General features: G+C 65.8%; 30 protein-coding genes and 5 pseudogenes. 22 read left to right on the plus strand and 13 right to left on the minus strand.

Translation table 11 applies throughout. From position 1 onward, the window contains the following. Nucleotides 1-22 precede the first annotated feature (22 nt). From kdgD to WDB86_RS18705, 8 genes are all read left to right on the plus strand, one after another. Nucleotides 23-943, plus strand: coding sequence for a 5-dehydro-4-deoxyglucarate dehydratase (gene kdgD / locus WDB86_RS18670; protein WP_341485577.1), 921 nt, complete (start codon nucleotides 23-25; stop codon nucleotides 941-943). A 94-nt stretch (nucleotides 944-1,037) separates the two neighbouring features. Continuing rightward, the gene (locus WDB86_RS18675) at nucleotides 1,038-2,180 is read left to right on the plus strand and encodes a mandelate racemase/muconate lactonizing enzyme family protein (RefSeq protein ID WP_341485578.1); all 1,143 of its coding nucleotides are present in this window, start codon (nucleotides 1,038-1,040) and stop codon (nucleotides 2,178-2,180) included. Then, nucleotides 2,177-3,040 (plus strand): amidohydrolase family protein, encoded by an 864-nt coding sequence (locus WDB86_RS18680; RefSeq protein ID WP_341485579.1) that lies wholly within the window; start codon nucleotides 2,177-2,179, stop codon nucleotides 3,038-3,040. The genes WDB86_RS18675 and WDB86_RS18680 overlap by 4 nt, the downstream gene beginning before the upstream one ends. Nucleotides 3,041-3,220: 180 nt before the next feature. After that, the gene (locus WDB86_RS18685; RefSeq protein ID WP_406737116.1) at nucleotides 3,221-4,201 is read left to right on the plus strand and encodes a TRAP transporter substrate-binding protein; all 981 of its coding nucleotides are present in this window, start codon (nucleotides 3,221-3,223) and stop codon (nucleotides 4,199-4,201) included. A gap of 17 nt (nucleotides 4,202-4,218) precedes the next feature. Beyond that, entirely contained in the window at nucleotides 4,219-4,794 is a 576-nt protein-coding gene (locus WDB86_RS18690; protein ID WP_406737117.1) for a TRAP transporter small permease, read from the plus strand. A 3-nt stretch (nucleotides 4,795-4,797) separates the two neighbouring features. Next, nucleotides 4,798-6,078, plus strand: coding sequence for a TRAP transporter large permease (locus WDB86_RS18695; RefSeq protein WP_341485580.1), 1,281 nt, complete (start codon nucleotides 4,798-4,800; stop codon nucleotides 6,076-6,078). A 60-nt stretch (nucleotides 6,079-6,138) separates the two neighbouring features. After that, a complete protein-coding gene (locus WDB86_RS18700; RefSeq protein ID WP_341485592.1) occupies nucleotides 6,139-6,948 on the plus strand; it encodes an NAD(P)-dependent oxidoreductase in 810 nt (269 codons plus the stop codon). Between the two features lie 50 nt (nucleotides 6,949-6,998). Further along, nucleotides 6,999-8,522 carry an aldehyde dehydrogenase (NADP(+)) gene (locus WDB86_RS18705; protein ID WP_339110059.1) on the plus strand — a complete coding sequence of 508 codons (1,524 nt, stop codon included), beginning with the start codon at nucleotides 6,999-7,001 and terminating at the stop codon, nucleotides 8,520-8,522. 115 nt (nucleotides 8,523-8,637) lie between these two features. Here the strand turns inward: WDB86_RS18705 and WDB86_RS18710 are convergent. Both WDB86_RS18710 and WDB86_RS18715 read right to left on the minus strand, forming a co-directional pair. After that, a pseudogene (locus WDB86_RS18710) lies at nucleotides 8,638-8,862 on the minus strand (IclR family transcriptional regulator C-terminal domain-containing protein); the annotation flags it as partial. A 50-nt stretch (nucleotides 8,863-8,912) separates the two neighbouring features. Continuing rightward, a pseudogene (locus WDB86_RS18715) lies at nucleotides 8,913-9,017 on the minus strand (hypothetical protein); the annotation flags it as partial. Between the two features lie 336 nt (nucleotides 9,018-9,353). Here WDB86_RS18715 and WDB86_RS18720 point away from each other — a divergent pair. From WDB86_RS18720 to WDB86_RS18730, 3 genes and pseudogenes are all read left to right on the plus strand, one after another. Further along, nucleotides 9,354-9,404, plus strand: a pseudogene (locus tag WDB86_RS18720) (hypothetical protein); the annotation flags it as partial. A 67-nt stretch (nucleotides 9,405-9,471) separates the two neighbouring features. Beyond that, nucleotides 9,472-9,620, plus strand: a pseudogene (locus tag WDB86_RS18725) (TRAP transporter substrate-binding protein); the annotation flags it as partial. Further along, the gene (locus WDB86_RS18730; protein ID WP_406737119.1) at nucleotides 9,598-9,861 is read left to right on the plus strand and encodes a hypothetical protein; all 264 of its coding nucleotides are present in this window, start codon (nucleotides 9,598-9,600) and stop codon (nucleotides 9,859-9,861) included. The pseudogene WDB86_RS18725 and the gene WDB86_RS18730, both read left to right, overlap by 23 nt. 30 nt (nucleotides 9,862-9,891) lie before the next feature. Here the strand turns inward: WDB86_RS18730 and WDB86_RS18735 are convergent. The 6 genes and pseudogenes from WDB86_RS18735 to WDB86_RS18760 form a co-directional block, all read right to left on the minus strand. Beyond that, nucleotides 9,892-10,095 (minus strand): annotated as a pseudogene (locus tag WDB86_RS18735) (pyridoxal-phosphate dependent enzyme); the annotation flags it as partial. A 791-nt stretch (nucleotides 10,096-10,886) separates the two neighbouring features. After that, complete coding sequence (locus WDB86_RS18740) at nucleotides 10,887-11,177, minus strand: type II toxin-antitoxin system RelE/ParE family toxin (protein ID WP_330628260.1); 291 nt, start codon at nucleotides 11,175-11,177, stop codon at nucleotides 10,887-10,889. Continuing rightward, nucleotides 11,165-11,443, minus strand: coding sequence for a CopG family ribbon-helix-helix protein (locus WDB86_RS18745; RefSeq protein WP_341485581.1), 279 nt, complete (start codon nucleotides 11,441-11,443; stop codon nucleotides 11,165-11,167). Before WDB86_RS18745 ends, WDB86_RS18740 begins: the two co-directional genes overlap by 13 nt. A gap of 211 nt (nucleotides 11,444-11,654) precedes the next feature. Then, nucleotides 11,655-12,746, minus strand: a complete 1,092-nt coding sequence (locus WDB86_RS18750; protein ID WP_341485582.1) for a GTP-binding protein — start codon at nucleotides 12,744-12,746, stop codon at nucleotides 11,655-11,657. A gap of 84 nt (nucleotides 12,747-12,830) precedes the next feature. Next, nucleotides 12,831-13,889, minus strand: coding sequence for a GTP-binding protein (locus WDB86_RS18755; RefSeq protein WP_341485583.1), 1,059 nt, complete (start codon nucleotides 13,887-13,889; stop codon nucleotides 12,831-12,833). 114 nt (nucleotides 13,890-14,003) lie between these two features. After that, nucleotides 14,004-14,483, minus strand: coding sequence for an Lrp/AsnC family transcriptional regulator (locus tag WDB86_RS18760; RefSeq protein WP_339110057.1), 480 nt, complete (start codon nucleotides 14,481-14,483; stop codon nucleotides 14,004-14,006). Nucleotides 14,484-14,667: 184 nt separating this feature from the next. Here WDB86_RS18760 and WDB86_RS18765 point away from each other — a divergent pair, with 184 nt between their 5' ends. The 11 genes from WDB86_RS18765 (at nucleotide 14,668) to WDB86_RS18815 (ending at nucleotide 22,476) form a co-directional block, all read left to right on the plus strand. Continuing rightward, nucleotides 14,668-15,135 carry an Rrf2 family transcriptional regulator gene (locus WDB86_RS18765; RefSeq protein ID WP_330628255.1) on the plus strand — a complete coding sequence of 156 codons (468 nt, stop codon included), beginning with the start codon at nucleotides 14,668-14,670 and terminating at the stop codon, nucleotides 15,133-15,135. A gap of 285 nt (nucleotides 15,136-15,420) precedes the next feature. Then, complete coding sequence (locus WDB86_RS18770) at nucleotides 15,421-16,398, plus strand: sulfate ABC transporter substrate-binding protein (RefSeq protein ID WP_341485593.1); 978 nt, start codon at nucleotides 15,421-15,423, stop codon at nucleotides 16,396-16,398. A 1-nt stretch (nucleotide 16,399) separates the two neighbouring features. Beyond that, the gene (gene cysT, locus WDB86_RS18775; protein ID WP_341485594.1) at nucleotides 16,400-17,227 is read left to right on the plus strand and encodes a sulfate ABC transporter permease subunit CysT; all 828 of its coding nucleotides are present in this window, start codon (nucleotides 16,400-16,402) and stop codon (nucleotides 17,225-17,227) included. A 58-nt stretch (nucleotides 17,228-17,285) separates the two neighbouring features. Further along, nucleotides 17,286-18,149, plus strand: coding sequence for a sulfate ABC transporter permease subunit CysW (gene cysW / locus WDB86_RS18780; RefSeq protein ID WP_339110131.1), 864 nt, complete (start codon nucleotides 17,286-17,288; stop codon nucleotides 18,147-18,149). A gap of 24 nt (nucleotides 18,150-18,173) precedes the next feature. Further along, nucleotides 18,174-18,896: an ATP-binding cassette domain-containing protein gene (locus WDB86_RS18785; RefSeq protein WP_341485584.1), complete on the plus strand. Its 723-nt coding sequence runs from the start codon at nucleotides 18,174-18,176 to the stop codon at nucleotides 18,894-18,896. Nucleotides 18,897-19,063: 167 nt separating this feature from the next. Then, nucleotides 19,064-19,387 (plus strand): His/Gly/Thr/Pro-type tRNA ligase C-terminal domain-containing protein, encoded by a 324-nt coding sequence (locus tag WDB86_RS18790; RefSeq protein ID WP_341485585.1) that lies wholly within the window; start codon nucleotides 19,064-19,066, stop codon nucleotides 19,385-19,387. Next, nucleotides 19,384-19,857 carry a phosphoribosyl-AMP cyclohydrolase gene (locus WDB86_RS18795; RefSeq protein WP_341485586.1) on the plus strand — a complete coding sequence of 158 codons (474 nt, stop codon included), beginning with the start codon at nucleotides 19,384-19,386 and terminating at the stop codon, nucleotides 19,855-19,857. Before WDB86_RS18790 ends, WDB86_RS18795 begins: the two co-directional genes overlap by 4 nt. 59 nt (nucleotides 19,858-19,916) lie before the next feature. Next, on the plus strand, nucleotides 19,917-20,390 hold the full coding sequence (gene hisI, locus WDB86_RS18800; protein ID WP_330628250.1) for a phosphoribosyl-AMP cyclohydrolase: 474 nt from the start codon (nucleotides 19,917-19,919) through the stop codon (nucleotides 20,388-20,390). An 85-nt stretch (nucleotides 20,391-20,475) separates the two neighbouring features. Next, on the plus strand, nucleotides 20,476-20,799 hold the full coding sequence (locus tag WDB86_RS18805; protein ID WP_406737118.1) for a deaminase: 324 nt from the start codon (nucleotides 20,476-20,478) through the stop codon (nucleotides 20,797-20,799). Nucleotides 20,800-20,816: 17 nt separating this feature from the next. Then, a complete protein-coding gene (locus WDB86_RS18810; protein ID WP_341485587.1) occupies nucleotides 20,817-20,984 on the plus strand; it encodes a hypothetical protein in 168 nt (55 codons plus the stop codon). Between the two features lie 181 nt (nucleotides 20,985-21,165). Then, nucleotides 21,166-22,476 carry a beta-propeller fold lactonase family protein gene (locus WDB86_RS18815; RefSeq protein WP_341485588.1) on the plus strand — a complete coding sequence of 437 codons (1,311 nt, stop codon included), beginning with the start codon at nucleotides 21,166-21,168 and terminating at the stop codon, nucleotides 22,474-22,476. Nucleotides 22,477-22,615: 139 nt separating this feature from the next. Here the strand turns inward: WDB86_RS18815 and WDB86_RS18820 are convergent, their stop codons facing one another. From WDB86_RS18820 to WDB86_RS18840, 5 genes are all read right to left on the minus strand, one after another. Continuing rightward, entirely contained in the window at nucleotides 22,616-23,173 is a 558-nt protein-coding gene (locus WDB86_RS18820; protein ID WP_341485525.1) for a GNAT family N-acetyltransferase, read from the minus strand. Beyond that, nucleotides 23,158-23,673 (minus strand): hypothetical protein, encoded by a 516-nt coding sequence (locus WDB86_RS18825; protein ID WP_330628247.1) that lies wholly within the window; start codon nucleotides 23,671-23,673, stop codon nucleotides 23,158-23,160. The genes WDB86_RS18820 and WDB86_RS18825 overlap by 16 nt, the downstream gene beginning before the upstream one ends. Before the next feature lie 3 nt (nucleotides 23,674-23,676). Further along, entirely contained in the window at nucleotides 23,677-24,150 is a 474-nt protein-coding gene (locus WDB86_RS18830; protein ID WP_341485526.1) for a hypothetical protein, read from the minus strand. A gap of 13 nt (nucleotides 24,151-24,163) precedes the next feature. Next, nucleotides 24,164-25,219: a DUF4123 domain-containing protein gene (locus WDB86_RS18835; protein WP_341485527.1), complete on the minus strand. Its 1,056-nt coding sequence runs from the start codon at nucleotides 25,217-25,219 to the stop codon at nucleotides 24,164-24,166. 271 nt (nucleotides 25,220-25,490) lie between these two features. Next, nucleotides 25,491-26,519, minus strand: a complete 1,029-nt coding sequence (locus tag WDB86_RS18840) for an Ldh family oxidoreductase (RefSeq protein ID WP_341485528.1) — start codon at nucleotides 26,517-26,519, stop codon at nucleotides 25,491-25,493. Between the last annotated feature and the right edge of the window lies 1 nt (nucleotide 26,520).

Here is a 26,520-nt window from a genome sequence, read left to right on the forward strand (position 1 = left end):
GTAGTCGCGAGGAGGAGGCGATATGACCCCGCAAGATTTGAAAGAGGCCCTCGGGTCCGGACTGCTGTCATTTCCGGTCACCCATTTCGATGCCGAGGGCAATTTTGCCCCCGAAAGCTATCAGGCCCATATCGACTGGCTGTCGGGCTATGACGCGCCGGTGCTGTTTGCCGCAGGCGGCACGGGCGAGTTCTTCTCGCTGGCCCCGCGCGAGATTCCTGCCATCGTCGAGGCCGCGATCGAGGCCGCCGACGGGCGCACGGCCATCGTGTCGGGCTGCGGCTATGGCACCGAGATGGCCACCGAGATCGCCCGTTCGGTCGAGAAGGTGGGCGGCGAGGGGATCCTGCTGCTGCCGCATTATCTGATCGATGCGCCGCAGGAGGGGCTTTATGCTCATGTGAAAGCGGTCTGCGATGCGACCGCGATGGGGGTGATGGTCTATAACCGCGACAATGCGGTGCTGCAGGCCGATACGCTGGCGCGGCTGTGTGATGCCTGCCCGAACCTTGTGGGCTTCAAAGATGGCACCGGCGATATCGGGCTTGTGCGCCAGATCACCGCCAAGATGGGCGACCGTCTGACCTATCTGGGCGGGATGCCCACGGCCGAGCTGTTTGCCGAGGCCTATCTGGGGGCGGGCTTCACCACCTATTCCTCGGCCGTGTTCAACTTCGTGCCCGAGCTGGCGGTCGAATTCTACCGCGCCCTGCGGGCGGGCGAGCGCACCACCTGCGAGCGCATCCTCAACGAGTTCTTCTACCCGTTCATGGCCATCCGCAACCGCGCCAAGGGCTATGCCGTCTCGGCGATCAAGGCCGGTGTGCGCGCGCAGGGCTTTGACGCAGGCGCGGTGCGATCGCCGCTCAAGGATCTCGACGGCGCGGAAATGGCGATGATGGAGGCGCTGATCGCGCCCTATCGCCGGAAGATCGCCGCCTGAGGTGCGGTGAACTTGTCTGACAAGGCGCGGTGCGGACACGCTCTGCGCCGCAGGGCAGGCCCCTTGCTCGGGGGCCTGCGGGAGGGAGGATGACATGAAGATCGTGGCGGTGCGCACGCACCTTCTGGACCACAGGCTGACAACGGCCTTTGAAAGCGCCTCGATGCGTTTTGACCGCCGGACCCATGTTCTGGTCGAGATCGAATGCGCCGATGGCACGATCGGCTGGGGCGAATGTCTGGGGCCCGCACGCCCCAATGCGGCGGTGGTGGCCACCTATACGCAATGGCTGATCGGGCAGAACCCGCTCGAGACCGAGAAGATCTGGGCCACGCTCTATAACGCGCTGCGCGATCAGGGCCAGCGCGGGCTGACGGTCACGGCGCTCTCGGGCATCGACATGGCGCTGTGGGACATCAAGGGCAAGCATTTCGGCGTGCCGGTCTCGACCCTTCTGGGCGGGCGCTTCCGCGAGACGATCCGCGCCTATGCCACGGGCTCGTTCAAGCGCGACGGGGTGGACCGCGTGGAGGATAATGCCGCCGAGATGGCGGGGCACCGCGCGGCGGGCTTCCATGCCTGCAAGATCAAGATCGGCTTCGATGTCGAGGAGGATCTGCGGGTAATCCGCGCCGTGCGCGAGGCGATCGGTCCCGAGATGCGGCTGATGATCGATGCCAATCATGGCTATGACGCGATCGAGGCGATGCGGGTCGGGCAGGCCGCGGCGGAATACGGGATCGACTGGTTCGAGGAGCCGGTCGTGCCCGAACAGCTTGGCGCCTATCGCGAGCTGCGCGCGCGTCAGCCGATCCCGATTGCGGGTGGCGAGACATGGCATACGCGCTGGGGATTTCGCGAGCCGATCGAGACGCGGGCGGTCGATATCGTCCAGCCCGATCTGGCCGGCTGCGGCGGCTTTACCGAGGCGCGGCGCATCGCGGATCTGGCGGCGCTGCATGGCGTGCGGGTCGTGCCGCATGTCTGGGGGACGGCGGTGCATATCGCGGCGGCGCTGCAATTCATGGCGGCGATGGTTCCCTCGCCCATGCGCCGTGCGCCGCTCGAGCCGATCATGGAATTCGACCGCACCCATAACCCTTTCCGTCAGGCCATCGTCACCACGCCGATCGAGCATGTGAACGGCGTCCTCACCATCCCCGATGGCCCGGGCCTCGGGATCGAGATCGACCGCGCCGCTCTGGCCGAATTCGCGCCCAAGGAGGATCGCGCATGATCACCCGCAAACTCGACGGTGCGGCCCTTGTGCCCGCTCTGCCCAAGGGCACCATCGACACACAGATGCATATGTATCTGGCGGGATTTCCGGCGCGCGAGGGCGGGCCGGGCCTGCCGCCCGCGCCGCTGCCCGATGCCGGAGCCTATCGCCGCGTGATGCGCTGGCTCGGGATCGACCGTGTTGTGATCACGCAGGGCAATGCGCATCAGAATGACAATGGCAATCTTCTGGCCTGCCTGCGCGAGATGGGCGATGTGGCGCGCGGGGTCGCGGTGATCTCGGGCGCGACGCCGGAGGCCGAGCTGGCGCGACTGGATCAGGCCGGTGTCGTGGGCGCAAGGATCATGGATCTGCCGGGCGGCGCGCAGGGGCTTTCGGCGCTTGAGGCCGTTGATGCGCGCGCCGCCGAGATGGGCTGGATGCTGGCGGTGCAATTCGATGGCAACCGTCTCCTTGATCTAGAGCCGCGGCTCAAGATGCTGAAATCGCGCTGGGTTCTGGATCATCACGGCAAGTTCTTTGCCGGTGCGGGGGCCGATGAGACCTCTGCGCTCAAGCGGCTCATTGATGGCGGGCGGATGTGGTACAAATTCGCCGGTGCCTATGAGAGCTCGCGCAGGGGCGGGCCGGATTTTGCCGATGTGGCCGTCTATGCCCGCGAGATCGCGGCCCATGCGCCCGAGCGTATCGTCTGGGGCACCAACTGGCCGCATAACGCCGCCCGCACCACCGACGCTTACCCCTGCGACAAGGCGCTCTGCGAGACGGCGCTTGGCTGGCTGCCCGATCTGGCGGCGCGCCAGCGGGCTTTGGTGGACAATCCGCAGGAGCTTTACGGCTTTGCCCCCATCGGCTGAGGGGCGGCCATGAACAGTCCGGTGGGCGCCTCGGGAGGAGGGGCGCGCACCGGTCGGGCGCCACGCGCAAGGGTGGCGCCGCAGGGCAGGGGGATGCCCCTTGTCCGCAAGATCACCGGTCGGTTGCGGCTGCCGGAAACTGCAAAAGGCCCCCTGAAGGGCCGATCAAGGGAGGAAATTATGACACTTCACACCACAATGATCGCAGCACTTGCCGCCTCGACGCTTTGCGCGGGCGGGGCAATGGCCTGCGAGACGACGCTGCGCTCGGCCGATACCCATCCCGATGGCTATCCGACCGTCGAGGCGGTCAAATATATGGGCAAACAGCTTGAGGAAAAGACCGGAGGCCGGCTTTGCATCGAGGTCTTCCCTTCGGCGCAGCTGGGCGAGGAAAAGGACTCGATCGAGCAGACCCAGTTCGGCGTCATCGATATGGTTCGTTCCAGCCTCGGGCCGTTCAACAATATGATCCCCGAGACGCAGGTCGTCTCGCTGCCCTATATCTTCCGCTCCGAAGACCATATGCACCATGTCGTCGATGGCCCGATCGGGGACGAGATCGCGGCGGCCTTCGAGCCCAATGATCTGGTGGTGCTGGCCTATTATGATGGCGGCTCGCGCAGCTTCTACAATTCCAAGCATCCGGTGAAGAGCATCGCGGATCTCAAGGGCCTCAAGTTCCGCGTGCAGCAATCGGATGTTTTCGTCGATATGATGGATGCGCTTGGCGCCAATGCGACCCCCATGCCCTATGGCGAGGTCTATTCCGCGATCCAGACCGGCGTGATCGACGGGGCCGAGAACAACTTCCCCTCCTATGACAGCTCGGGCCATGCCGAGGTCGCCAAATACTATACCAATGACCAGCATCTGATCATGCCCGAGGTGCTTGCCATGTCGAAGAGCACCTTCGACAGGCTCTCGCCCGAGGATCAGGCGGCGGTCAAGGAGGCGGCCAAGGCCTCGGTGCCGGTGATGCGCGATCTCTGGGCCAAGCAGGTTCAGGCCTCGATCGAGAAGGTCAAGGCCGGTGGGGCCGAGGTGATCATGGATGTCGACAAGCAGCCCTATATCGACGCGATGGCGCCGCTTTATGACAAATATGCCAACACGCCCGAACTCAAGGATCTGGTGAAACGCATTCAGGAAACCCAGTGATGGAGGCCCGCCCGCAGATGTCTGATCCGTTCCTGTCCCGCTCGGCCCCAGATGCGCGGGCGGCCTCTGCCTACCGCCAGGCGATGCTTCGCCTGGCCACCGTCACCGGCTGGATCGGCACGGCGGCGCTCTGGGTGGCAGGGACCGGCCTCGTCCTGATGACGGCCATCGTTTTCCTGCAGGTGGTGTGCCGCTATCTCCTTGGCTTTTCACTGCAATGGGCCGAGCCCGGCGCGGTGCTGATCATGGGATGGTTCATTTTCTTGGGCGCCGCCGTGGGCATCCGCGAGGGCTATCACCTGTCCTTCGATGTGCTTCTTTATATCCTGCCAAGCTGGCTCAAACCCGTCCTCTTCACCATTTCGGAACTCGTCGTGGGCGCGTTCGGGGTCGGTATGGCCTATTATGGCTGGGAACTCGCCGCCAAGGTCGCCAAGAACGTGATCCCTACGCTGGGCCTCTCGCGGGCATGGGATTTCGCGCCGCTCATCGGGGGCGGCGTCCTTCTCGCCCTCTTCTGTGTCGAACGCATCCTGCGCCGTGGCGCGGGCCTGCCAACCGTCCGCTTCGGCGACGATGCGATCGAGGAGTAATCCATGGAACTCGTTATCCTTTTCGGGAGCTTCGTCTTTTTGCTGCTGATCGGCACGCCGGTCGCTTTCTGTCTGGGCATCGCTAGCCTTGCCACCGTGGCCTATATGGGCCTGCCGCCCGTGGTGGTGTTCCAGCGGCTCAATTCCGGCGTCTCGGTCTATTCGCTGATGGCGATCCCCTTCTTCATCTTTGCGGGCGATCTGATGGTGCGCGGCGATATCGCGCGCAGGCTCGTGGCCTTTGCCGCCGCCCTCGTGGGGCATCTGCGCGGCGGGCTCGGTCAGGTCAATATCGCGGCCTCGCTGATGTTTGGCGGCGTCTCGGGCTCGGCCACCGCCGATGCCTCCGCAGTGGGCGGCCTCATGGTGCCGCAGATGAAAGCACGCGGCTATGGCGCGGATTATGCGGTCAATATTACCGTCGTTTCCTCGATCATCGCGCTGATGATCCCGCCCTCGCATAACATGATCATCTATTCGATCGCGGCGGGCGGGCGGCTCTCGATTGCCGATCTTTTCACCGCAGGCATCATTCCGGGCTTTGTGCTGGCGCTGGCGCTGATGGGGGCGGCATGGTTTGTGGCCAAGCGGCGCAACTACCCGCGCGAGGCCTTTCCGGGCTGGTCGATGCTGGGGCAGCTGTTTCTGTCGGCGGTGCCGGGCCTGATCCTGATCGCGATCATTTTCGGCGGCGTGCGCTCGGGCGTCTTTACCGCCTCCGAAAGCTCCAATATCGCGGTGATCTATGCGCTTGGCGTGACGCTTCTGGTCTATCGCAGCCTCTCGTGGCACGATTTCAAAGAGGCAACCCTTGCCGCCGTCCGCACCACCGCGATGGTGCTGATGGTGATCGGCTGCGCGGCCTGTTTCGGCTGGCTTCTGGCCTATCTCAAGGTGCCCGCGCAGATGGTGGCCTTTTTGCACAGCGTCTCCGACAACCCCATCGTCATCCTGCTGCTGATCAACGTGATGCTGCTGATCCTCGGCACTTTCATGGATATGTCGCCGCTGATCGTGATCACCACCCCGATCTTCCTGCCGGTGGCGCAGGCCTTCGGGATCGACCCGATCCATTTCGGCGTCATCCTGATCCTCAATCTCGGGATCGGCCTGTGTACGCCGCCCGTAGGCTCGGTGCTGTTTGTGGGCTGCGCCGTGGGCCGGATCGGCATCGGGCAGGTGCTGCGCTCGATCTGGCCCTTCTATCTGGCGGCTTTCGGGGTGCTGCTGCTGGTGACCTATATCCCCGCGCTCTCGCTCTGGCTGCCCGCGCTCTTCCACTGAGCCATCCGGCCCGACCGGCCCTTCCTGCGGGCCGGTCCGCTTTTGACAAAGGAGATGACCTTGAAACGACTTCTGATCACAGGGGCTGCCGGTGGGGTCGGGCGTGCGATGCGCCCCCGTCTGCGCGATCTGGCCCAAACGCTGCGTCTGGCCGATATGATCGCGATCACCGATGCGGGCGCGCATGAGGAAACCGTGTGCTGCGATCTCAACGATGCGCAGGCCGTGCGCGAGATGGTGCGGGGCTGCGATGGCATTCTGCATCTGGGCGGTAAATCCACCGAAGGGGATTTCGAGACCATTCTCGAGGGCAATATCCGCGGCACCTATAACCTCTACGAGGCGGCGCGGGCCGAAGGGATCTCCCGCGTGCTCTTTGCCTCATCGAACCATACGATCGGCTTTTACGGGCAGGATCAGCGCCTGAAGACCACCGACCCGATGCGCCCCGACAGCCTCTATGGCGTGTCCAAATGCTTCGGCGAGGCGCTGGCCTCGATGTATCACGACAAATTCGGCATCGAGACCGCCATCGTGCGCATCGGCTCGTGCTTCGAGACGCCTGCCAATCACCGGATGCTCTCGACATGGCTCTCCTATGACGATTTCGCGGGTCTCGTCTCCTGCGTTTTCCGCGCCCCCGAACTCGGCTGCCCCGTGATCTGGGGCGCCTCGGACAATAGCGCGGGATGGTGGGAGGGCATGGGGGCCGACGCCATCGGCTGGCATCCCAAGGACAATGCCGAGAGCTTCCGTGCCGCCGTCGAGGCGATGGGCCCCAAGCCGCCCGCCCATGACCCAAACAGCCGTTATCAGGGCGGCATGTTCACCGCCGAGCCGATCCACCGGCGCGAGGAGGCGGTCCTCTGAGGGCCGCGCCTCCAAAGCTTCCCCAATTCCGAACGAGACGGAGAGTTCACATGAGTTTCACCCCGCATGGCAAACATCTGATCGCAGGCGCATGGATCGGCACCGAGGAGAGCTTTGCCTCCGAGCCCGCGCATGGTCCGGTGCATCGCTTCTCGGTTGGCACGCCCGCGCTTGTCGATCAGGCCTGCAAGGCCGCCGAAGAGGCGTTCTGGAGCTATGGCTATAGCCCGCGCGAAACCCGCGCCGCCTTCCTCGAGACCATCGCCGAGGAGATCGAGGCCCGCGCCGAGGCGATCACCGAGATCGGCACGCAGGAGACCGGCCTGCCGGTGGCGCGGCTTCAGGGCGAGCGGGGGCGCACCACGGGCCAGCTGCGCCTCTTTGCCGCCCATATCCGCAAGGGGGAGTATCTCGACCGCCGGATCGATCCCGCCCAGCCCGAGCGCCAGCCCGCCCCGCGCCCCGAGATCCGCCTGATCGAGCGCCCCATCGGCCCCGTGGCGGTGTTCGGTGCCTCCAACTTCCCGCTCGCCTTCTCGACGGCGGGGGGCGATACGGCGGCCGCCCTTGCGGCGGGCTGCCCCGTGGTGGTCAAGGGGCATTCCGCCCATCCCGGCACCGGCGAGATCATCGCCGAGGCGGTGGCTGCGGCGATTGCGCGCTGCGGGCTCGATGCGGGCGTCTTCAGCCTCATTCAGGGCGGCAACCGCCATGTGGGCCAAGCCCTTGTCGAGCATCCCGATATCAAGGCGGTGGGCTTTACCGGCTCGCTGGCAGGCGGGCGGGCGCTGTTTGACCTCTGCGCCAAGCGGCCCGAGCCGATCCCGTTCTTTGGCGAGCTGGGATCGGTCAATCCGATGTTCGTGCTGCCTGCGGCCCTTGCGGCCAAGGCGGAAGCGCTCGGCGCGGGCTGGGCGGCCTCGCTGAGCATGGGGGCAGGGCAGTTCTGCACCAATCCGGGGATTGCGGTGGTGCCGGCGGGCGCTACGGGCGATGCCTTTGTCGCCGCCACCGCCGAGGCGCTGGCCAAGGTCGGGCCGCAGGTCATGTTGACCCAAGGGATCGCGCGCGCCTATGCCGAGGGAAAGGCACGGTTTGACGCGCGCAATTCGGTCCGGCCGGTGATGACCACCGAAAGCACGGGCCGCGAGGCCAGCCCCAATCTCTACGAGGTCGCGGCAGGGGCTTTCCTCGAGGATCATGCGCTCGGCGAGGAGGTCTTCGGGCCGCTCGGGCTTGTGGTGCGCGTGGGCGCGGCCGAAGAGATGCGCGCTCTGGCCAAGGGCTTCGAGGGGCAGTTGACCGCGACGATCCTGATGGAAGAGGCCGATACCGATCTGGCCCGCGCCCTTCTGCCGGTGCTTGAACGCAAGGCGGGGCGCGTTCTGGTGAACGGCTTCCCGACGGGGGTCGAGGTGGTGGACAGCATGGTGCATGGCGGCCCCTATCCGGCCTCCACCAATTTCGGCGCGACCTCGGTGGGCACACTGGCCATCCGCCGCTTCCTGCGGCCTGTCTCCTACCAGAACCTCCCCGCGGCGCTTTTGGTCGGGGATCTCGTGGCCGCGCCCTGAGAGAGGGGGTCTCGCGCGCGGAGGGCGAGGGGTTAGTCGGCCTCAAAGCCCAGACGCGCGAGACATCCGCGCCCGCGTCGCGCAGTAGGGTGATATAGTCCTCGCGCCGTGCGGGGTCGAAGCGGAAGAGCGGGAAGGAGATGGAGAGCGCGCCGACCGACTTGCCCAGATGGTTGCGCAGTGGCACTGCCACGCAGCGCATCCCGGCCCCGCTTTCCTCGATCTCCTCGGCAATGCCCTGCACCCGCAAGGCCCCGAGTTGTTCGAACAGGGTTTCGGGCGTGGCAATCGTGTTGGGCGTGCAGGGCTCGAACGGCCTCTGCGCCAGACACTCCTCGATTTCCTGTGGGTCGTGCTCTTCGTGGCCATCGCGTGCTGTGCGATTGTGGCCAGACTGGCCTGCCGGTCCTGCGAGAGCGTCTCAAGCACCGCCAACACCTTCAGCACCTTCAGCACCGGGGCGACATTGCCGGATTTCTGAGCTTTTGCGTCCATCCGGACATTTCTGTAATTCTGAAAAAGTTATAAAAAATCAACTCCTCAGAAGGCATATCAAGTAATTGTTTTTAGTAAGATTTATAGAAATAGACTGACGTTTTGTTTTTCTTGAATCTGAATATGGCCCATACTTCCTTAATTCATGAAATGGCGTTCCATAAATATAAAGGATGGGGCGCCGGGAGGAGGTCCGCGGGCTGGGAATGAGCCCGTGGGATCGGGCTTTATGGCCTCTTCCGCTACGCTCGATTGACGGGGCAGGCGCGACCCATGCAGATTATCCATGACTGGTTCGGGGCGCGGCTGGCCGAGGGCACGCCCACCACGGAGGCGATGGCCAAATTCGGCGATCTGGTGGCCGAAAAGACGGGCGGCAAGGTCACGGTGACCATCTTCCCCGATGGCCGGCTTGGCGGCGAGCGCGAGCTTGTCGAGATTGTCACGATACTGGGGGGCGGCCCCGATCGCGTATGGACCAGAGCGAGGTCTATACCTCGATCCAGCAGGGCGTGCTCGATGGCGCCGAGACTAACGAATATGCCCTGACGGTCGCGCCATGGCGAGGTGGCAAAATACTATGGTTACGACATGCATTCCCGATAGCGTGCTGATCTTGACGGCGGCGCTGCGCAGGGTTCCCGATCTCTTCATCGGCACCCTCTGCTGCGGGCTTCTGGCGGGGATGGTGGCGTCCGCCGCGTCCTTGAGTGGGTTCGGCCAGCACGTCCATTGCCGTCAATCCAAGCCCCTGCACAACGACCGGCTCCGCAGCCGCAATCGCTTTCCTTCGGCTTTGCAGATCATCGTGTGCGTCATGACCTGTGGGGATAATCAGATCTGAAACATCCACCACACTGCCTTCGGCACAAATCATCGCCAAAGCCACACCAAGATTGCCCGAAGACGCTCCAATCAGCCGTGTTTGCGGACCAATGCGGCCTGCAAGCGCAAGGGCGGAAATCATCCCGCGTGCAGCCTTTATCTTGATAGATCCAGCGGGGTTGAGCGCTTCGATTTTCAAAAATACGCGCGCGGCGCACAGGCCCTGAACTTCAATAAAAGCGCTGTCCGTCAATAGATCGCTCGTAAACTAAACCATTTCTTTTAAGGATGACTTCGTCACCCAACGCGTTCCACTGGGATCGGACGACCTATGCTGCGGTCAGAAAACAGCCGACAACTTTGATGTAAAAAACCATGCAGCTCCGTCTCATTGCAGAAATAGGGTCAGGGGCTTCATATGCGTGAGGGGCGTGTCTGCGAGTATTCAGTCCAGAGTGGCCACTCAGATACAAGAGTTCTCCGTCTTCAAAATGGTTCTGCTCGGTCATACGCCAGGCGGTTGAGCGATGCTTGCTGATTTCAGCCGCGATCTTGCTGACCGGCATTTTACGTTCAGCAGGCCTCTGATCGCGCGTCTTTCACGCAAACCAAGTTCTGCGTGCTCCATGCCCGTTTTCCTTGCTTCTCAGCAAGACAGGGGGGCGCAACCCGGTCTGGAATGTGTCCAAGGCAATCCTATAAGCCTTATAATCCGTCTTATGTATATTCATTATCGATATAATACCTCAATCTGGTCCTGAAGCAGCCGATCGAGAAGACGGAATATGCGGGGCAATCAGGCGCTTGACCAGACATCCTCAGGCACCACGACCGGGGTCGACCTGCGCGCAAAGAGCCCAAAAGGCAGTTTTACACGAAGGCTTCCCCAGTCGGCGCGATCTGTCAAAACGGTCCGAAGCGCGTATGGTGGGGTCTTGGAAGCCCGACAGGCGCCTTTCGGGCCAGATGGTCGCGGCAGGCCCCCTGTGCACCAAAGGGCTGTGCACCAAAGGGGCCGAGGGCCTGACAGAGGGGGACGCCGGTTTACTGCCCCGCCTCTCTCTGGTGCCGGATCACCAGAATGGTCACGGCATCCTCGTCGATCCGGTATCGGGCGACATATCCGCTGTCACCGAACTCGATGGGCCATTCCCGAAACTCTTCGGGCAGATCATCGACCATCCGGCCAAGATGGGGGTGCGCGCCAAGGATCTTCACGCCCTGACGAATGGCCTCACCAGCACGGCGGGCCGCATCAGGGTTTTTGGGGCGCAGGAAATCGCGGAGCCGTTGCAGATCCCGAATGGCTGCGGGGGCAAATCTTACTTGTGGCATTCAGGCGCGGGCAGCTCGTTATCCGTTCCCCAGCTTTCCAGCCAGCGGTCCACCTCTTCCGCCGTTGCGTGAAGGCCCGTCTCCTGGAATTCTTCCCAAGCCTGTGCCGTGTCGCGGCGCAAGGCCTCGCGCTTCTCCTCGCGTTCGACATATTGCGAGATCGCCTCCCGCATGATCCAATGCGGCGTGCGCTGCCGTGCCTGCGCCAGATTCCGAACGCGGCCCTTCATGTCATCATCGAGCTTGATGGATGTTGCCGATGCCATGCGTTCCTCCGTATCGAAAGGTAATACCTTTCGCTACCATATGCTATTTCGCGCAGAGTCGTCTAGGGCCAGCTCGCCTGTGACCCCTGATAACCAAAGCCGAGAAGGAATGGTTTGCTCCGCATCATCGACAGGCAAGCGGGGGCTGTCTTGCGCAGAAGGTCTTCCGCGGCATACGGCCTGTCATGTGGCGCGGCGGGGGCTGTCCGTTTCACGCTTTCGGCAGGGCCGCGAAACTTGCCAGACCGAAAAGGGGGGCCTTGCCGCACAGGGCGTCGAACTGCTGGCGCAGGCCCGCCTCGTCCAGTGCCGTGCCGATCACCACCAGACGGTTTCCTGCCTGCCCCTCGGGCCAGCCCTCCAGCCGCAGATTGGGGTAGAGCCTGTGGCCCACCGCATGCACCACCACCGGACGCGAGGGGTCATCGCGCAGCGCCACCAGCCCCTTGATCCGCAGCAGCCCGTTATCGGGACGGGCGGTCAGGCGCATCAGAAACTGCCGCAGCGCCGTCTCGTCCAGCGGTGCGTCGCTGGTCAGCGGCACCGCCAGCACCTGCCCGTGCCGGTTGAGACTGTGGAAATGGCCGCCCCCCTGCGGTTCCTGCGCGGTTTCGGCGGCCAGCCAGTCCTCGACCTTCTCGCCCTTGCCAAGGGCGGTATAGCTGCCCGGTTGCAGCAGCACGGCCGGATCGAACCCTGCCGCCTGCGTATCATGCACGAGAACCGCGGGGTTCATCGCGCGCAGCGCCTGCGGCAGATCGCCTGCGGGGGCAAGATCGGTTTTGCTCAGCACCACATGATCGGCGAAGGCGATCTGGCGCAGGCTTTCGGGATGGGCCTCCAGCGCGGCCCCGACCCCCAGCACATCGACCACCGTGATCACCCCCGACAGGCGGAAAGCGCGCGCCACGGCATGATCGGCCAGCGACACCGCCGCCAGCCCGCCCGGAATGATGCTGTTGACGATCGGGGCGGGATCGGCAAGGCCGGTGGTTTCCACGATCACCCGCGCAAAGGGCGGCAGGCTGCCATTGCGCCGACCGACCAGCAATTCGTCCAGCGAGGCGCGCAGGTCGCTGCCGACCGTGCAGCAGATACAGCCCGTCGTGGTGACGGTGGCGCGCGTCTCGCGGCCCTTGCGCACCAGATCATGATCCACCGGCACCAGACCGAATTCGTTGATCACCAGTGCCGAGTCCTGAAACCTCGGGTCCTGTAGCAGGCGGTTGAGCAATGTGGTCTTGCCCGCGCCCAGAAATCCGGTCAGCAGGAAAACGGGGATCTGGTGGGAGGCTCTGGTCATGGAAGGTCCTTTCGCGGTGGGCCGCTTCCGGCCATATGGGCAGAGCGGCGGAAAAGTGCAATCTCCGGCGGTGGTGGCGGGATTTCAGGCGGTGCTCTCGCCCAGATAGCCCGTGGTCAGAAGATGTTCGGTGAGTGGCACGATGGCCAGCGCGTCACATAGCGCGGCCACCTCGTCATCGGAGAAATCCTGCACGATCATGACGAATCTGCTGTGCCTGTCGGGGGCCTGCCAGCCGGTCAGCGGCAGGGGCGGATGGAAGATATGCTGCACGCCATGCACGGCAAAAGGATAGGCCATATCCTGTAGATGCACGATCCCCTTGAAGCGCAGCACATCCGCGCCCCTGCGCGCCATCAGCACATCCATCCACAGATCGAACCGGCTGGCCGTAAGCGGGGCCTCGACCTCCCAGGACACCGTGCGGATCCGCGACAGGTGCTCGGGGTCGGCAGCCGGCACCCGTGTCGCGATCCATGCGCGCGCCGATACGCCGGACATGCTCTCGGACATGGCCGTATCGAAATGGCCCAGATGCCGCAGCCTGTCGGGGGGAAGGCGGCCCTGCACCACCGGCACGATCTCTGCGGCAGGGTTCAGCCGCGCGATCTGCGGCCGCGGGCTCCGGGCCTGTGGCTGCGCCTCGGGAAGGTCGGTTTTGCTCAGCACGACCAGATCGGCCAGCGCGACCTGCCGCTGTGCGGCGGTGGAGCGGCGCAGATTGGCCGCCCCTGTCACCGCATCCACCACCGTCACCACCCCGTCCATCCGGTAATGCTCGGCCAGCACGGGGTCGGTCAGCAGCGTGTGCAGGATCGGTGCCGGATCGGCCAGCCCCGTCGTCTCCAGCACCACCCTGTCAAAGCCGATCTCTGCGGCCAGACGGCGCGCGACCAGATCGCGCAGAAGATCGCGCAGATCGCCCCGCAGCGTACAGCACAGGCAGCCCGATGGCAGCAGGATGACCTCCTCGGTGCTGGCGCGCATCAGGCTATGATCAATGCCGATCTCGCCGAATTCATTCACGATCACCATCGTGTTCGCAAAGGTCTTATGGGCCAGCATCTCTTTGATAAGCGTCGTTTTTCCGCTGCCCAGAAAGCCGGTGATCAGGGTGAGGGGACAGGGGATCGGGGCGGGCATGGCAGGGACTTTCGGGCCGGAAACAGGCGGGGGCCGCGCCGCAGGAGCACAGGGCGCGGGGTCCGAAACCTGTTATAATATAACAAAACCGACCGCAAGGGGGCGTCGCCGCCGCTAGCGCGCCTGCGGCGCCAGAGCCCCCAGCGGCAGCGACGGGCGCGTTCTCATATGCTCCAGCACGAAAGACGAATTCACGCTGCGCGGACCGGTCCGCGCGGCCAGCTCCTCGTAGAAACGGTCGAAGGCGGCCATGTCGCGCACCAGCACCCGCAGCAGGAAATCATGGCTGCCGGCAAGGCGGTAGACATCGCGGACCGCCTCCATCGCGTCGGTCACGTCCAGAAAGTTCTGGCGCCAGTGCGCGCTATGCTCGGCCGCCTCCACAAAGACGAAAGCGGTCAGATCCAGCCCGAAGGCGCGCGGGTCCAGCACCGCCACACGCCCCCTTATGGTGCCGGCCTCCTCGTGTTTCTGGATCCGTTTCCAGCACGGCGTCTGCGACAGGCCCACACGGTCGGCAATTCTGGCCACCGGCAGGGTGGCATCGGTTTGCAGCAGATCGAGGATCTTCAGATCGATGCGGTCAAATGGCATTTTACCCTCCCCTTTTCGCAAGACATCTCTTGCCCGAAGCAGAGCATGACAGGTTTTTCCTTAATGTCGACCATCTTTATCGTGATTTAGGGATTATGGCTCGCCAAGCCCCGTGCAAGGCTTTAGACTTGCCCCGGCCAAGGGCCATCCGCGCCCCGTCAACGCCGCCAGAGGACCTGCCGCCATGCTGACCCTGAAGACCAAATATGCCCTGAAGGCGCTGGCTGTTCTGGCAGACGAGAAAGCCCTGCCCGAGGCGCAGCCCCTGCGGATCGAGGCCATCGCCACCCGTTCGGGCACGCCGAAACGCTTTCTGGAGCATATCCTGCTGGATCTCAAACGGGCGGGGATCATCGGCAGCCGTCGCGGGCGTCATGGCGGCTACGAGCTGATCAAGGCCGCCGCTCAGGTCTCGCTGGCCGAGGTGCTGCGCCTGATCGACGGCCCGCTGGCCCCGCTGCCCTGCCTGTCGCGCAATGCCTATCGCAAATGCGAGGATTGCGACGAGGCCACCTGCCGCGTGCGGGCGGTGTTTGGCGGCTATTATGCGGCCTATCTGCTGATGATCGAATCGCTGACACTGGCCGATCTGCAAGAAGACGCGCAGCCGCTGGAACGGTTTTCCCTGCCCCTGCCCCCCGCCGGAGAATAAACTTCTCCCATCGGGGGACAAAAGGCCGAGGATTTGCTTTTGTAAAACACGACTGACTCTGTCGTAATTGTCGTGTAAACAATCGCAAAGGAGGGTCCCATGACCCGCAGCTATTCGCCCGACCTTCCGCTTTCGGCCCAGATCCGGCCCGACTGGGTGCACGAAATCCCGCCTCCCAGTCCCAGACCCAGTCCCAAACTCCGGCCCAGACCCGCCACGCCAGACCGCAGATCGACGCTGGTGCAATGGGCCTTCGGGGCCGCGCTTTTGGGGCTTGGCATCGTGATGGGCGGCACGCTGGCCCGTGCCGAGACGGCGAAAGAAACAGCGGTCGATATTCTCAATGTCTCTTATGACCCGACACGGGAATTCTACCGCGATTATAACGAGATGTTCCGCCAGAGCTGGCAGGCGCAGGGCCATCCCGCGCCGATCCTGCGGCAATCGCATGGCGGCTCCGGCGGGCAGGCGCGGGCGGTGATCGACGGGCTGGACGCGACGGTGGTCACGCTGGCGCTTGCCGCCGATATCGACGCGATCGCGGCCCAAAGCGGCAAGATCCCCACCGACTGGCAAAGCCGCCTGCCCCATCACGCGGCCCCCTATAGCTCGACCATCGTGTTTCTGGTGCGCAAGGGCAATCCCAAGGGGATCAGGGATTGGGATGATCTGGTGCGCGACGGTGTCTCGGTGATCACCCCCAATCCCAAAACCTCCGGCGGAGCGCGCTGGAACGTGCTGGCGGCATGGGCATGGGCGCAGGACCATTACGGCGGCGACACGCCCCGCATGCGCGCCTATCTGAAGGCGCTCTTCGCCCATGTGCCGGTGCTCGATACCGGCGCGCGTGGCGCGACCAACAGCTTTGTGCAGCGCGGGATCGGGGATGTGCTGCTGGCCTGGGAGAACGAGGCCCTTCTGGCACAACAGAAATCCGGCGGGCAGGGGTTCGACATCATCGTGCCGTCAGTCTCCATTCTGGCCGAGCCGCCCGTTGCGGTGGTCACGGGCAATCTGACCTCGCCCGCGCAGGCGCAGGCCGCGCAGGCCTATCTGGAGGGGCTCTATAGCCCTGCCGCACAGGCGCTGGCCATGAAGCACCATTACCGCGCATGGGAGAGTGCGGCCGCCGACCCTGCCGATCTGGCGCAATTCCCGCCGCTCAAACGTGTCCCGATCGACCATTTCGGGGGCTGGCAGAAGGTCCAGCCCGCCTTCTTCGGGCAGGGCGGGATCTTCGACCAGATCTATGAGGATAACTGAGATGCGCGCCCTGCTGTTGCGCAGCTCCCCTTTGCCGGGCTTCGGTCTGGCCGCAGGGGCGATGGTCTGCGCGCTCACGCTTATCGTGCTGCTGCCGCTGGCGGCGCTGCTGGGGCGCGGGGTGGCGATCGGTCCGGTGGAGCTGTGGCAGATGGTCGATACCCGCCGGATCAGGGCGGCGCTGGAGCTGTCTTTCCGCATGGCGGCGCTGGCCTCGCTGTTCAATCTGGTCTTCGGGCTGGCGCTGGCATGGGTGCTGGTGCGCTACCGCTTTGCCGGACGCAGGGCGCTGGATGCGGCGGTCGATCTGCCCTTCGCGCTGCCCACCGCCGTGGCGGGCATCGCCCTGACCACGCTTTACGCCCCGAATGGCGCGCTGGGGCGGATGCTGGCCCCCTTGGGCCTACAGATCGCCTATAGCCAGACGGGGATCTGCCTTGCGCTGGTCTTTATCGGCCTGCCCTTCGTGGTGCGCACGGTGCAGCCCGTGCTGGAAGAGATCGACCGCACCCTCGAGGAAGCCAGTGCCACGCTCGGGGCCAGCCGTGGCTATACGCTGCGCCATGTGGTGCTGCCGATGCTGGCCCCCGCCCTGATGACGGGCTTTGCCTTGGCGCTGGCGCGCGCGGTGGGGGAATATGGCTCGGTCATCTTCATCGCCGGCAACCTGCCCTTCCATACCGAGATCGCGCCGCTGCTGATCGTCATCAAGCTCGAGGAGTTCGACTATGACGGCGCAAGCGCCATCGGGCTGGCCATGCTGGCGGTCTCTTTCGGGATGCTGCTGGTGATCAACCTGCTGCAACTCTGGGCGCGGCGGCAGGGCTGAGCCCGCCGTCCCGCCGCTACCCCTTCCTCCCTTCCTGCACTGCGAAAGGTGCCTGCCCATGTCCGCTTTCCCGGCCCCCGAGCCCCCGCCGGTCACCACCGAATCCCGACCAACACGCCTGCTGCTGACCGGCGCGGTGCTGCTGGTCTGTGCCGTGGTGCTGCTGGCACCGCTGGTGCTGGTCTTTGTCGAGGCGCTGCGCGAGGGGGTGGCTGTCGCATGGCGCGCGCTTGGCACGCCCGATGCGCGCTCGGCCATCCGGTTGACGCTGCTGGTCTCGGCGCTGGCCGTGCCGCTGAACGCGCTTGCGGGCCTTGCCACCGCTTGGGCGGTGGCGCGGTTCGACTTTCGCGGCAAGACCCTTGTGATGACACTGATCGACCTGCCCTTCTCGGTCTCGCCGGTGGTGGCGGGGCTGGCGCTGGTGCTGCTGGCGGGGTCGAACGGGCTGCTGGGCGCATGGCTGGCCGCGCATGATCTGCGGCTGATCTTCGCCCTGCCGGGGATTGTCTGGGCCACGCTGTTCATCACCTTTCCCTTTGTCGCCCGCGAGCTGATCCCGATCATGCTCGAACAGGGCGCCGCCGAAGAAGAGGCCGCGCTGACGCTTGGCGCGTCGGGCTGGCGGATGCTGCGCACGGTGACGCTGCCCAATATCCGCTGGGCGTTGCTTTACGGGGTCCTGCTCAGCAATGCCCGCGCGATGGGCGAATTCGGCGCGGTGGCCGTTGTCTCGGGCAAGATCCGTGGCGAGACCACGACGCTGCCGATCATGGTCGAGATGCTGTATAACGAATATCTCTCCACCGCCGCCTTCAGCCTTGCCGCCCTTCTGGCGGGGCTGGCGCTGGTGACGCTTGCCCTGAAATCGCTGCTGGAATGGCGCTATGCCGACATGCTGTCGGCCACCCGCCGCCATTGACCCCTGTCCAACCGGAGAACCGCTATGAGGATCGATATCGAAGATCTCGCCAAGACCTATGGCAATGGACAGCCCGCGCTGCATCCGCTGCGGCTGTCGCTGCCCTCGGGGGCGCTGGTGGCGCTGCTGGGGCCGTCCGGCTCTGGCAAGACCACGCTTCTGCGCCTGCTGGGCGGGCTGGAAACCCCCAGCGCGGGGCAGGTGCGCTTTGACGGGGTGGCGGCCACGGGGCTGTCGGTGCAGGAGCGCCGCGCGGGGTTCGTGTTCCAGCATTATGCGCTGTTCCACCATATGACGGTGTTCGAGAATATCGCCTACGGGCTGCGGGCGCGGCCCCGCAGGACCCGCCCCGCCCGCGCCGAGATCGACCGTCGGGTGCACCGCCTGCTGGCGCTGATCCGGCTGCCCGAGATCGGCCCGCGCTATCCGGCCCAGCTTTCGGGCGGCCAGCGCCAGCGGGTGGCGCTGGCGCGCGCGCTGGCCATCGAGCCGCGGATGCTGCTGCTGGATGAACCTTTCGGCGCGCTGGATGCGCAGGTGCGCAAGGAATTGCGCCGCAGCCTGCGCCAGATCCATGAGGCGACGGGGCTGACCACGCTGTTTGTGACCCATGATCAGGACGAGGCGATGGAACTGGCCGATCTGGTGGTGGTGATGTCGATGGGCCGGATCGAGCAGATCGGCCCGCCCGCCGAGATCCGCGCGCGTCCTGCCACGGCCTTCGTGCGCGCCTTCCTGACCGCTTGAGGCCCAAGGGTATGCGCCTCAAGCCTCTGATGCGGCGGGGAAATATGGCACCTCCTGCGATGGCATCGCCGCCTGTGCCTTTGGGGGGCACGACTGTCTTGCGTCCACAAATGTTATATTATAACACTTCCGGACAGTAAGGCAGCCCGATATGGCAGGAGACACAGATGACGGTCATCACCCCAGACGGCAGGACAGCACCACCCCCGCGCCCGGCCTGCGCCGCGCAGGCGCTGCGCCAAGCGGGGCTGCGGGTGGAGACCGACCTGCGCAACGAGAAGATCGGCTATAAGGTGCGCGAACATGCCCTGCAGAAGATCCCGTTGCAGATCGTGCTGGGCGGGCGCGAGGCCTCAAACCGCACCCTCACGCTGCGCCGCCACGGCAGCAATGACACGCAGACCCTTGCTCTGGAGGCGGCGGTCGAGACGCTGCTGGCCGCCGCCCGCCCCCCTCGCCATAGCGATGACCACGGAAGGAAAACCCGATGACGATCACCCAAGATGACATCCGCAAGGCCCTGAAAACATGGGGCGATGGCAAGGTCGCCATTTCAAGGGCCTATGCGGAGGGCGGCATCGAGGCCGCGCGCAAGGTGGCCTCGGCCAATATCGATGCCTATTACGGCTATGATCTGGGGCCGGTGCTGTTCAAGCCCACAATGGCCGGAGGCGACCAGACTTTCCGCCCCACCAAAGCGGGCGCTCTGGCCTATTTCTGCGGGCACTCGCAGGAATACCCCAATGATAACGGCTTCGCGATCATGGGCTGGGTCTCGACCGAAAGCATCACGTCTGCCAGCTTTATCCAAGGCGATGTGGCGATGTGGATGGGCTGGATCAAGCTGACCAACAAGGACGGCTCGGTCACCACGGTCGACAAGAGCTTCGGCTACCGGCGCGATCACATGGGGGCCTTGCGGATCGTGCTGCACCACTCCTCGCTGCCCTATCAGCCCTGACGATCACCCTGCCTTTGATCCCCTGTTTCCTGCCCAAACCAACCCCCGAGGCCTTTCCCATGACACAACCGGATTTCCACACGCGCCGCTCCGTGGCGCAGGTCGAGGAGGGCACGCAACTGGCCCCGAAATTCGACCGCGACGGGCTTCTGCCCTGTATCACGACCGATGCGCAAAGCGGCGAGCTGCTGATGCTGGGCTGGATGGATGCCGATGCGCTGCGCCGCACGCTCTGCACGGGCGAGGCCCATTATTTCAGCCGCGCGCGGGGCTGTCTGTGGCACAAAGGCGCCAGCTCCGGCCTTGTGCAGCAGGTGGTCGAGGCGCGGATCGACGACGATCAGGATGCGCTCTGGCTGCGGGTCAGGGTCGCGGGGTCGGGGGCGTCGTGCCATGTGGGCTACCGCTCGTGCTTCTATCGCGCGGTGCCGCTGCGGGCCGAGGCCGGTGCGCCGCTGGTCTTTACCGAATCCCGCAAGACCTTCGAGCCGCAGGAGGTTTATGGCGATGCCCCGACCCCCACACGGTTGTGACGGCGCCAGCGCGGATCGCCTGTGGATGCGGCGCGCGCTGGATCCGGGCGCGCGTCGGCGCGGGCGGGTCTGACCCAACCCGCCGGTGGGCTGCGTGACCGTGCGCGGGGAGCAGGCCGTCGCCGGGGCCGTCCCCATGCCGGCGGCCGCCACCCATGCCGAACGTCAGGCCGTTGTGCTGGCCGGACCGCGTGCCAAGGGGGCGACGCTCTATGTCACCTTGGAACCCTGCTGCCACTGGGGCGTGACGCCGCCCTGCACCGACGCGATCATCGCCTCTGGCATCTCGCGCGGGGTCTGTGCCCTGCGCGACCCCGATCGCGGGTCGATGCGCTGCTGCGCGCGTCGGGGCGGCAGGTGTGGCAGTTCACCGCGCGGGAGGGGCTGCGCCGCAGGAGCTGCCCCCTGACCGGCCAAGGCCCACAGTTGCCCCGTAGTCTGGCCCGTCTTGTGGCCCCCCTTCTGGCCCGTAATCTGGTCCGTCTTGTGGCCCACCTTCTGGACCCTCTGGCGGGGCTCGGGCTGACCTCGGTGGCAATCGCACGGCAGGACCCTCTGGCGGCGGGGCTCGTTGCGGCCCCGCCCCGCGCCTGAACACCCCCCCACACCGTCCCCGCACAGCCCCGTCAGGCGGCGATCTGTCCACCATATGACAGGCGCGCGGCATTTGCCTTGCCCGAAGCGGCGCGATGCGGCGCCATCTGCGCGGGGGTGGCCCGATGCTCCGGGGAGGGAGCGGCCCGCACCCGTTACTGTCATACTGGGGAGGAACACCATGACATCCGATATCGACCGTCGCCAGATCCTGCGCGCGGGCGCGGCCCTTGCCGCGACGACCCTGCTGGGACCGCTGGCCACGCCCGCCCGTGCCAGCACCGCCCACCCCCCGATCTCGCTTTATGCCGGATCGTGGAACTGGAAAGGCGGCAAGCGCAGCTTCGTGCAGTATGCCTTCGATCCCGAGACCGGCACGCTGACGGAGCTCCGCCATGTCACCGACAGCTATAGCGTCGGCAGCGTCACCATAGATGCCCGGACGCGCACCCTCTACCTTGCCGACGAGGACGACCACCAGCCGGATTTCCGCGTGGGCGGGGGCGGCACCATCGCGCCCTTCCGGATCGATCCGGCCACGGGCGATCTGACCGCGCTGCCGGTCCAGCGCGCCTTCGGGGCCAACCCGTCGATGATGGCGGTCGATCCCAGCGGCAAATTCATGGTGGTCTCCATTCATGGCAGCGGCGACCCGCTGACCAAGATCGTGGAACGGGTGCCCCATGTCTATGATATTGCGATCGATATGCCGGAAAGCTCGATCAACCTGTTTCCGCTGAATGCCGATGGCACAGTGGCGGCGCCGATTGATGTGTTCCATACCAAGCCGCAGGACCCCGCCGAAAACCAGCGCGTCTCGCACCCGCATTGCGTGGTCTTTGCCCCCGATGCGGATTTCTTCATCAGCTGCGACAAGGGGCGCGATGTCATCTACTCGATGCGCATCGACGCGCAAAAGGGCCGTCTGGTGCAGGCCGCCGCCCCGTTCCGCTTCGAGGCCGGCGCGATGCCGCGCTATGCGCGGTTCAACCCCGATCACGGGCTGGTCTATGTGAATTTCGAACGCGCCAATGAAATCGCGGTGCTGCGCTATGACAGCACGGGGCGGCTCGAGCGGGTCGGGCAGGCCCCCGTGGTGCCCGAGGCCCTGCTGGACAAGATCCCCCTTGGCGGGCATTTCGAACAGCAGGATATGCGGCTGCATCCCAACGGGCGCTTCCTCTATAGCGTCGCGCGCGGCTCGCGCGATTACATGCAGGGGGGCAAGCGCCATTACGAACACGGTTTCGATGGCGTCTCGGTCTTCGGCATCGATCCCGAGACGGGGATGCTGTCGCCCCTGCAAACGCTCGAACTCGAGGCCCATTGGCCGCGCGGCTGTGCGCTCAGCCCCGACGGGCGTTTCCTCATCGTGCCCTGCCTCTATAGCGACGAGATCCTGACGCTGGCCGTGGCCGAGGATGGCACGCTGTCGCAGGTGTCACGGGTGGCGCAGAACGCCGCCGCCAATGTGACCTTCCTCAGCCTCTAGGGCCACCGGCCGCCACGGGCGGGCACGGGCGGGCCCATGCCGTGGGTGCCGTGCGGTGGCTTGTGCCGTGGCGATGCGCCCCCCTTGTGAGGGGCGCAGACCGGCTGCCCCTTTGGTGGCTCCGAGGGGCGGCCGGTCCTCACATCCCCGCGCAGGCCCTCCGGCTCTGGCGCATGGGCCGGTCGAGGCAGAACACCACCCGCGCCTTCTGCTCCGCAAGCAGACGCAGGCCGCAGGCGGTCAGCGTCCTACAGGCCGCGTGATTGCTGCGCGCGACCTGTGCCAGTGCCAAGGGCACCCCGTCCTCGGGAAGCTGGCCGAGCGCGCGCTGCAGGGCGCGTGCGCCCCAACCCTGCCCCCGCAGGCGGCTCGAGAGGAAAAAGCCGAACTGGAGCGCGGCGGGATGGTAGATCAGCGCGAATCCCGCTTCGGGGTCTGCAACCGGCTCCCCAGTCCTTGGTGTCGCAGTCCTGGGCGCCGCAGCCCACCAGACAAGGCTCTGGCCCCCGTCTACCACGCCGGGGGCAAGCCAGTCGCGCAGCTCGGGGGCGATCGGCGCGCTGGCCAGAAAGGTGTCAGCGCGCGACCAATAGGCAGGCCCTCTCTCGGGCCGACCCTCAGGCCAGCTTTCGGACCAGTCCTCAGGCCAGCTTTCGGGCCAGCTTTCGGGGAGCCGCGCCACTAGCGGGCGGCCCATTCCGCTTCGAGCGCCGTGCAATAGGCCTCCATCTCCGCCATCGGCAGCTCATCGATCAGGAACCGCCGTGCCGCCTCGGCCACGGCATCGGCCACCTGCGGGTCGGTCGCGGCAATCAGCACCAGCTCCTCCATCCGGTCGGTCGCGGGGGCGGGCTGACCGCCCGTTGGCAGATCCCAGCCGGGCGGTTGCTGGCGGATCGAGACCGCCGCGAACAGCGGGCTTTCCGGCGCGACATCCTCTTCCGGCGGGTCGTTGTAAAGCAGCTTGAGGCCACGGCCCTTCTGCGGCAGCCAGACGTTCAGCAGGGTCGGCGTGCCAAAATGCTCGACATCCTGATCGGCCTCGGCCAGAGGCACCACCTGCGCGCTGAGGTCGGCGCCAAGCGCCGCCTGCAGGACCGCAGGCCAGTACAGCTCCAGCAGAAGGAACTCTGCCGTATTGGTGCGGAAGCCGGAAAACGGAAAGCTTGCCAAAGCTTCGATGGCGTGACGGTCCATGCGTTACCCTATGAAATTCGGCGAACAGCCGTAATTGTCGAGATCCAGTCGCTTGCCCCCCTTGCGGTCGGAGGCCGGAAAGGACCTCTGGCCCAAGGGCGGGCGGTTCTGGAGATAGCGTTCAAGCTGCTCTTTGGCCTTGATGCGGATTTTCTGCTGGTTCTTGTTCAGCATCGCCCATGTCGCCTCCGACAGCGCGATCCCTTCGGCACGGGTGACCGGCGCGGCGGTCTTCACCAAAGTGGGAGCGCCGATGGTTGAGGCCGAGGAGCCGCCGCAATCCTCGCCCTGCGCATGGACATGCGCGGTCCAGGGGCGGTCGCATTTCTTGGTCTGGGTGTCGGTGCCGGTGGCGGGCACGCTGTCCGAGCGGTCGCGGGTCGCGGCAAACCAGGCCACGCTGCCCACGGTCACCACCGCCAGCACCGCCCAGCCCGGCGGGCCCGCGACTGTCAAAGGTAAGGCTGCTGCCCCCATTTTGGGTGTCTCCTCAGTTGGACATCATCTGATAGGCGCTGATCAGCTGCCGCGCCTTGGCACGCCCTGACAGGAAGGGATTGCGTGTGGCATAGAAAAAGGCCGGTTCGCGCAGAAGATCAAGACCGGTCATCAGGATGATCGACACGATGGCCGCGGCCTGACGCAAATCGCGGATGCCCAGCCGCCAGAGGTCTTTCACCAGACCGAAGCGCCGGACCCTGTCCAGCCGCTCGAATTGCAGGTGCAGCGCCATATCCTCCTTGTGCAGGAAGGCGCTGATCTCGCGGCCCAGCCCGTCGATCTGCACAAGCGGCACCCAGCGGGCGGCGGCCTGACGCAGGGGGGCGGTGCAGAGCGGCGCGGGCCCGCGCGGCTGCGGGGCAAAGCCCAGCATAAGCAGGTGATCGCGCAGCGGCGGCTGATAGAGCACCGCCCGCAGCGCCTCGCCCGCGAAGGCGCGGCCAAAGGCGGGGTCGCTGTGCAGCAGCGGGCGCAGACCATGCAGCACCGAGGGCACATAGAAGCGGAAATACTGCCACCCGCCGGTCTCGGTCTGCAGCATCGTCAGTTTGCGCAGATGCGCGCGCAGGTCGTCGATGTCCAGCGGCGAGACGAACAGGCTGGCCGCGTTGCGCCCCCAAAGCGGGCCAGGCACGCCCGTGCGGGCGAAAAGCGCGCGGGTCAGGCGGTCGGGCGGGGCAAGGCGCACCAGCATCGGCGCCACCTCGGCCAGCTCGTTTTCCTTGCGGCCCTGCAGAAGCGAGCGGCAGTCCAGCCCCGTGGTCTCGACCCTCATCCGCAGATTGGGCGTGGCGGCCCCGTCAAGCACCGCATAGAGATGGTGGCCTTGGGCCAGCAGCGGGGCCAGCGCCGCCCCGACCGCAGGCGGCAGATCACCGGAGGGCAGCGGCCCCCCGTCGGCCCGCGGCCCCCCGTCGGCCAGTGGCGGGCAGGCCAGTGGCAGGCAGGCAAAAGACAGCGCAGGCGATGGCTGCGCCGGATCGGCAGGGCCGTCTTGCGGCAGGGACAGCCGCTGCCAGAAATCATCTTCGTCATCGGGCGACATCGGGGATCTGCCTGTAAAACCTTGCCTGTCTCTTGCCTGTCCATGTCCCGCAAAACCGGCCCCGAAGCGGCCGCATTTTCAGGCGACAGGATCAACTGCTGGCTGAAATACGCGCCGCTTGCAAGCGCCTTTTTCAGGGGCGCTCCGGAGGGACCAGCGGGACGGCCCCTGCGGGACGGGGCTTTGAGAAGGGCCCCCGATACGCCTCTTGCAGCCGCGCCGCAGGGGAAGGGCGGCGCAGGAGCCCCCTTCCCGCGCGGAAACGCGCCACTCAGCGCAGGGCGTCGGGCTGGGACAGGCGCTCCAGCAGTGCCAGCTCCGCCCCGGTCAGCGCGATGCCCTCTGCCAGCGCCTGTGCGCGGGCCTTGAAGCGGCGCTGCGAGGGCAGGCGCGCGCCCTGATCCTCGATCGCGCCCAGCAGCCGCTCCGCCTCGGCAATCGGGTCGCGCCCCGAACGGGCGGCAAAACGCGCCGGATCAAAGGCAAGGATCAGCGCCCCGTGGCGCGGCAGAAGATCGCCCGTGCCCATGAAGTCCAGCGCCTCGCGGCTCATGAATTCGCCCAGCATCGCGCCTGCCAGCAATTCGATCATCGTGGCAATGGCCGAGCCCTTATGCCCGCCAAAGGGCAGCATCGCGCCCGCCAGCGCCGCGTCGGGGTCGGTCGTCGGGCGGCCCTCGGTGTCGATGGCCCAGCCCTCGGGGATCGGCGTGCCCGCGCGGCGGTGCAGCTCGATCTCGCCGCGCGCGGCCACCGAGGTGGCGAAATCCACCACATAGGGATGCGCGCCCTTGCGCGGGAACCCGAAGGCAAAGGGATTGGTCCCGAACAGCGGCACTTTCCCGCCCGACGGGGCCACGAACGCATAGCTCGGGCACATCGACAGCCCCGCCAGCCCCTCTTCGGCCAGCGCCTCGACATCATGCCATAACGCCGAGAAATGCAGGCAGTCGCGGATCACCAACGCCGCCAGACCGTAGTCGCGCGCCCGTGCCACCAGCGCCGCCTTGCCCGCGTTGAACGAGGCCGGTGCGAAACCGCCGCCCGCATCCACCTCGACAATGGCCCCGCCCGCGTCCTGCACCACCGGCACCGACACCCCCGAGGCCTTGCCCGCCGCAAGCACCTTCAGGCAGCCCTCCAGCCGGTAAAGACCATGCGATTTGCAGTGATCGCGCTCGCCCGCCACAATCACATGGGCCACGGCCTGCGCGTTGGGCGCGCTCATGCCATGCGCAAGCAGGATCGTCTCCACGCGGCGCTCCAGCGCCTCGACCGTCACGGTCTGCATCTGTTCCATC

Origin of the sequence: Thioclava sp. GXIMD4215, from assembly GCF_045291555.1 — a bacterium.
GTDB classification, from domain to species: domain Bacteria; phylum Pseudomonadota; class Alphaproteobacteria; order Rhodobacterales; family Rhodobacteraceae; genus Thioclava; species Thioclava litoralis.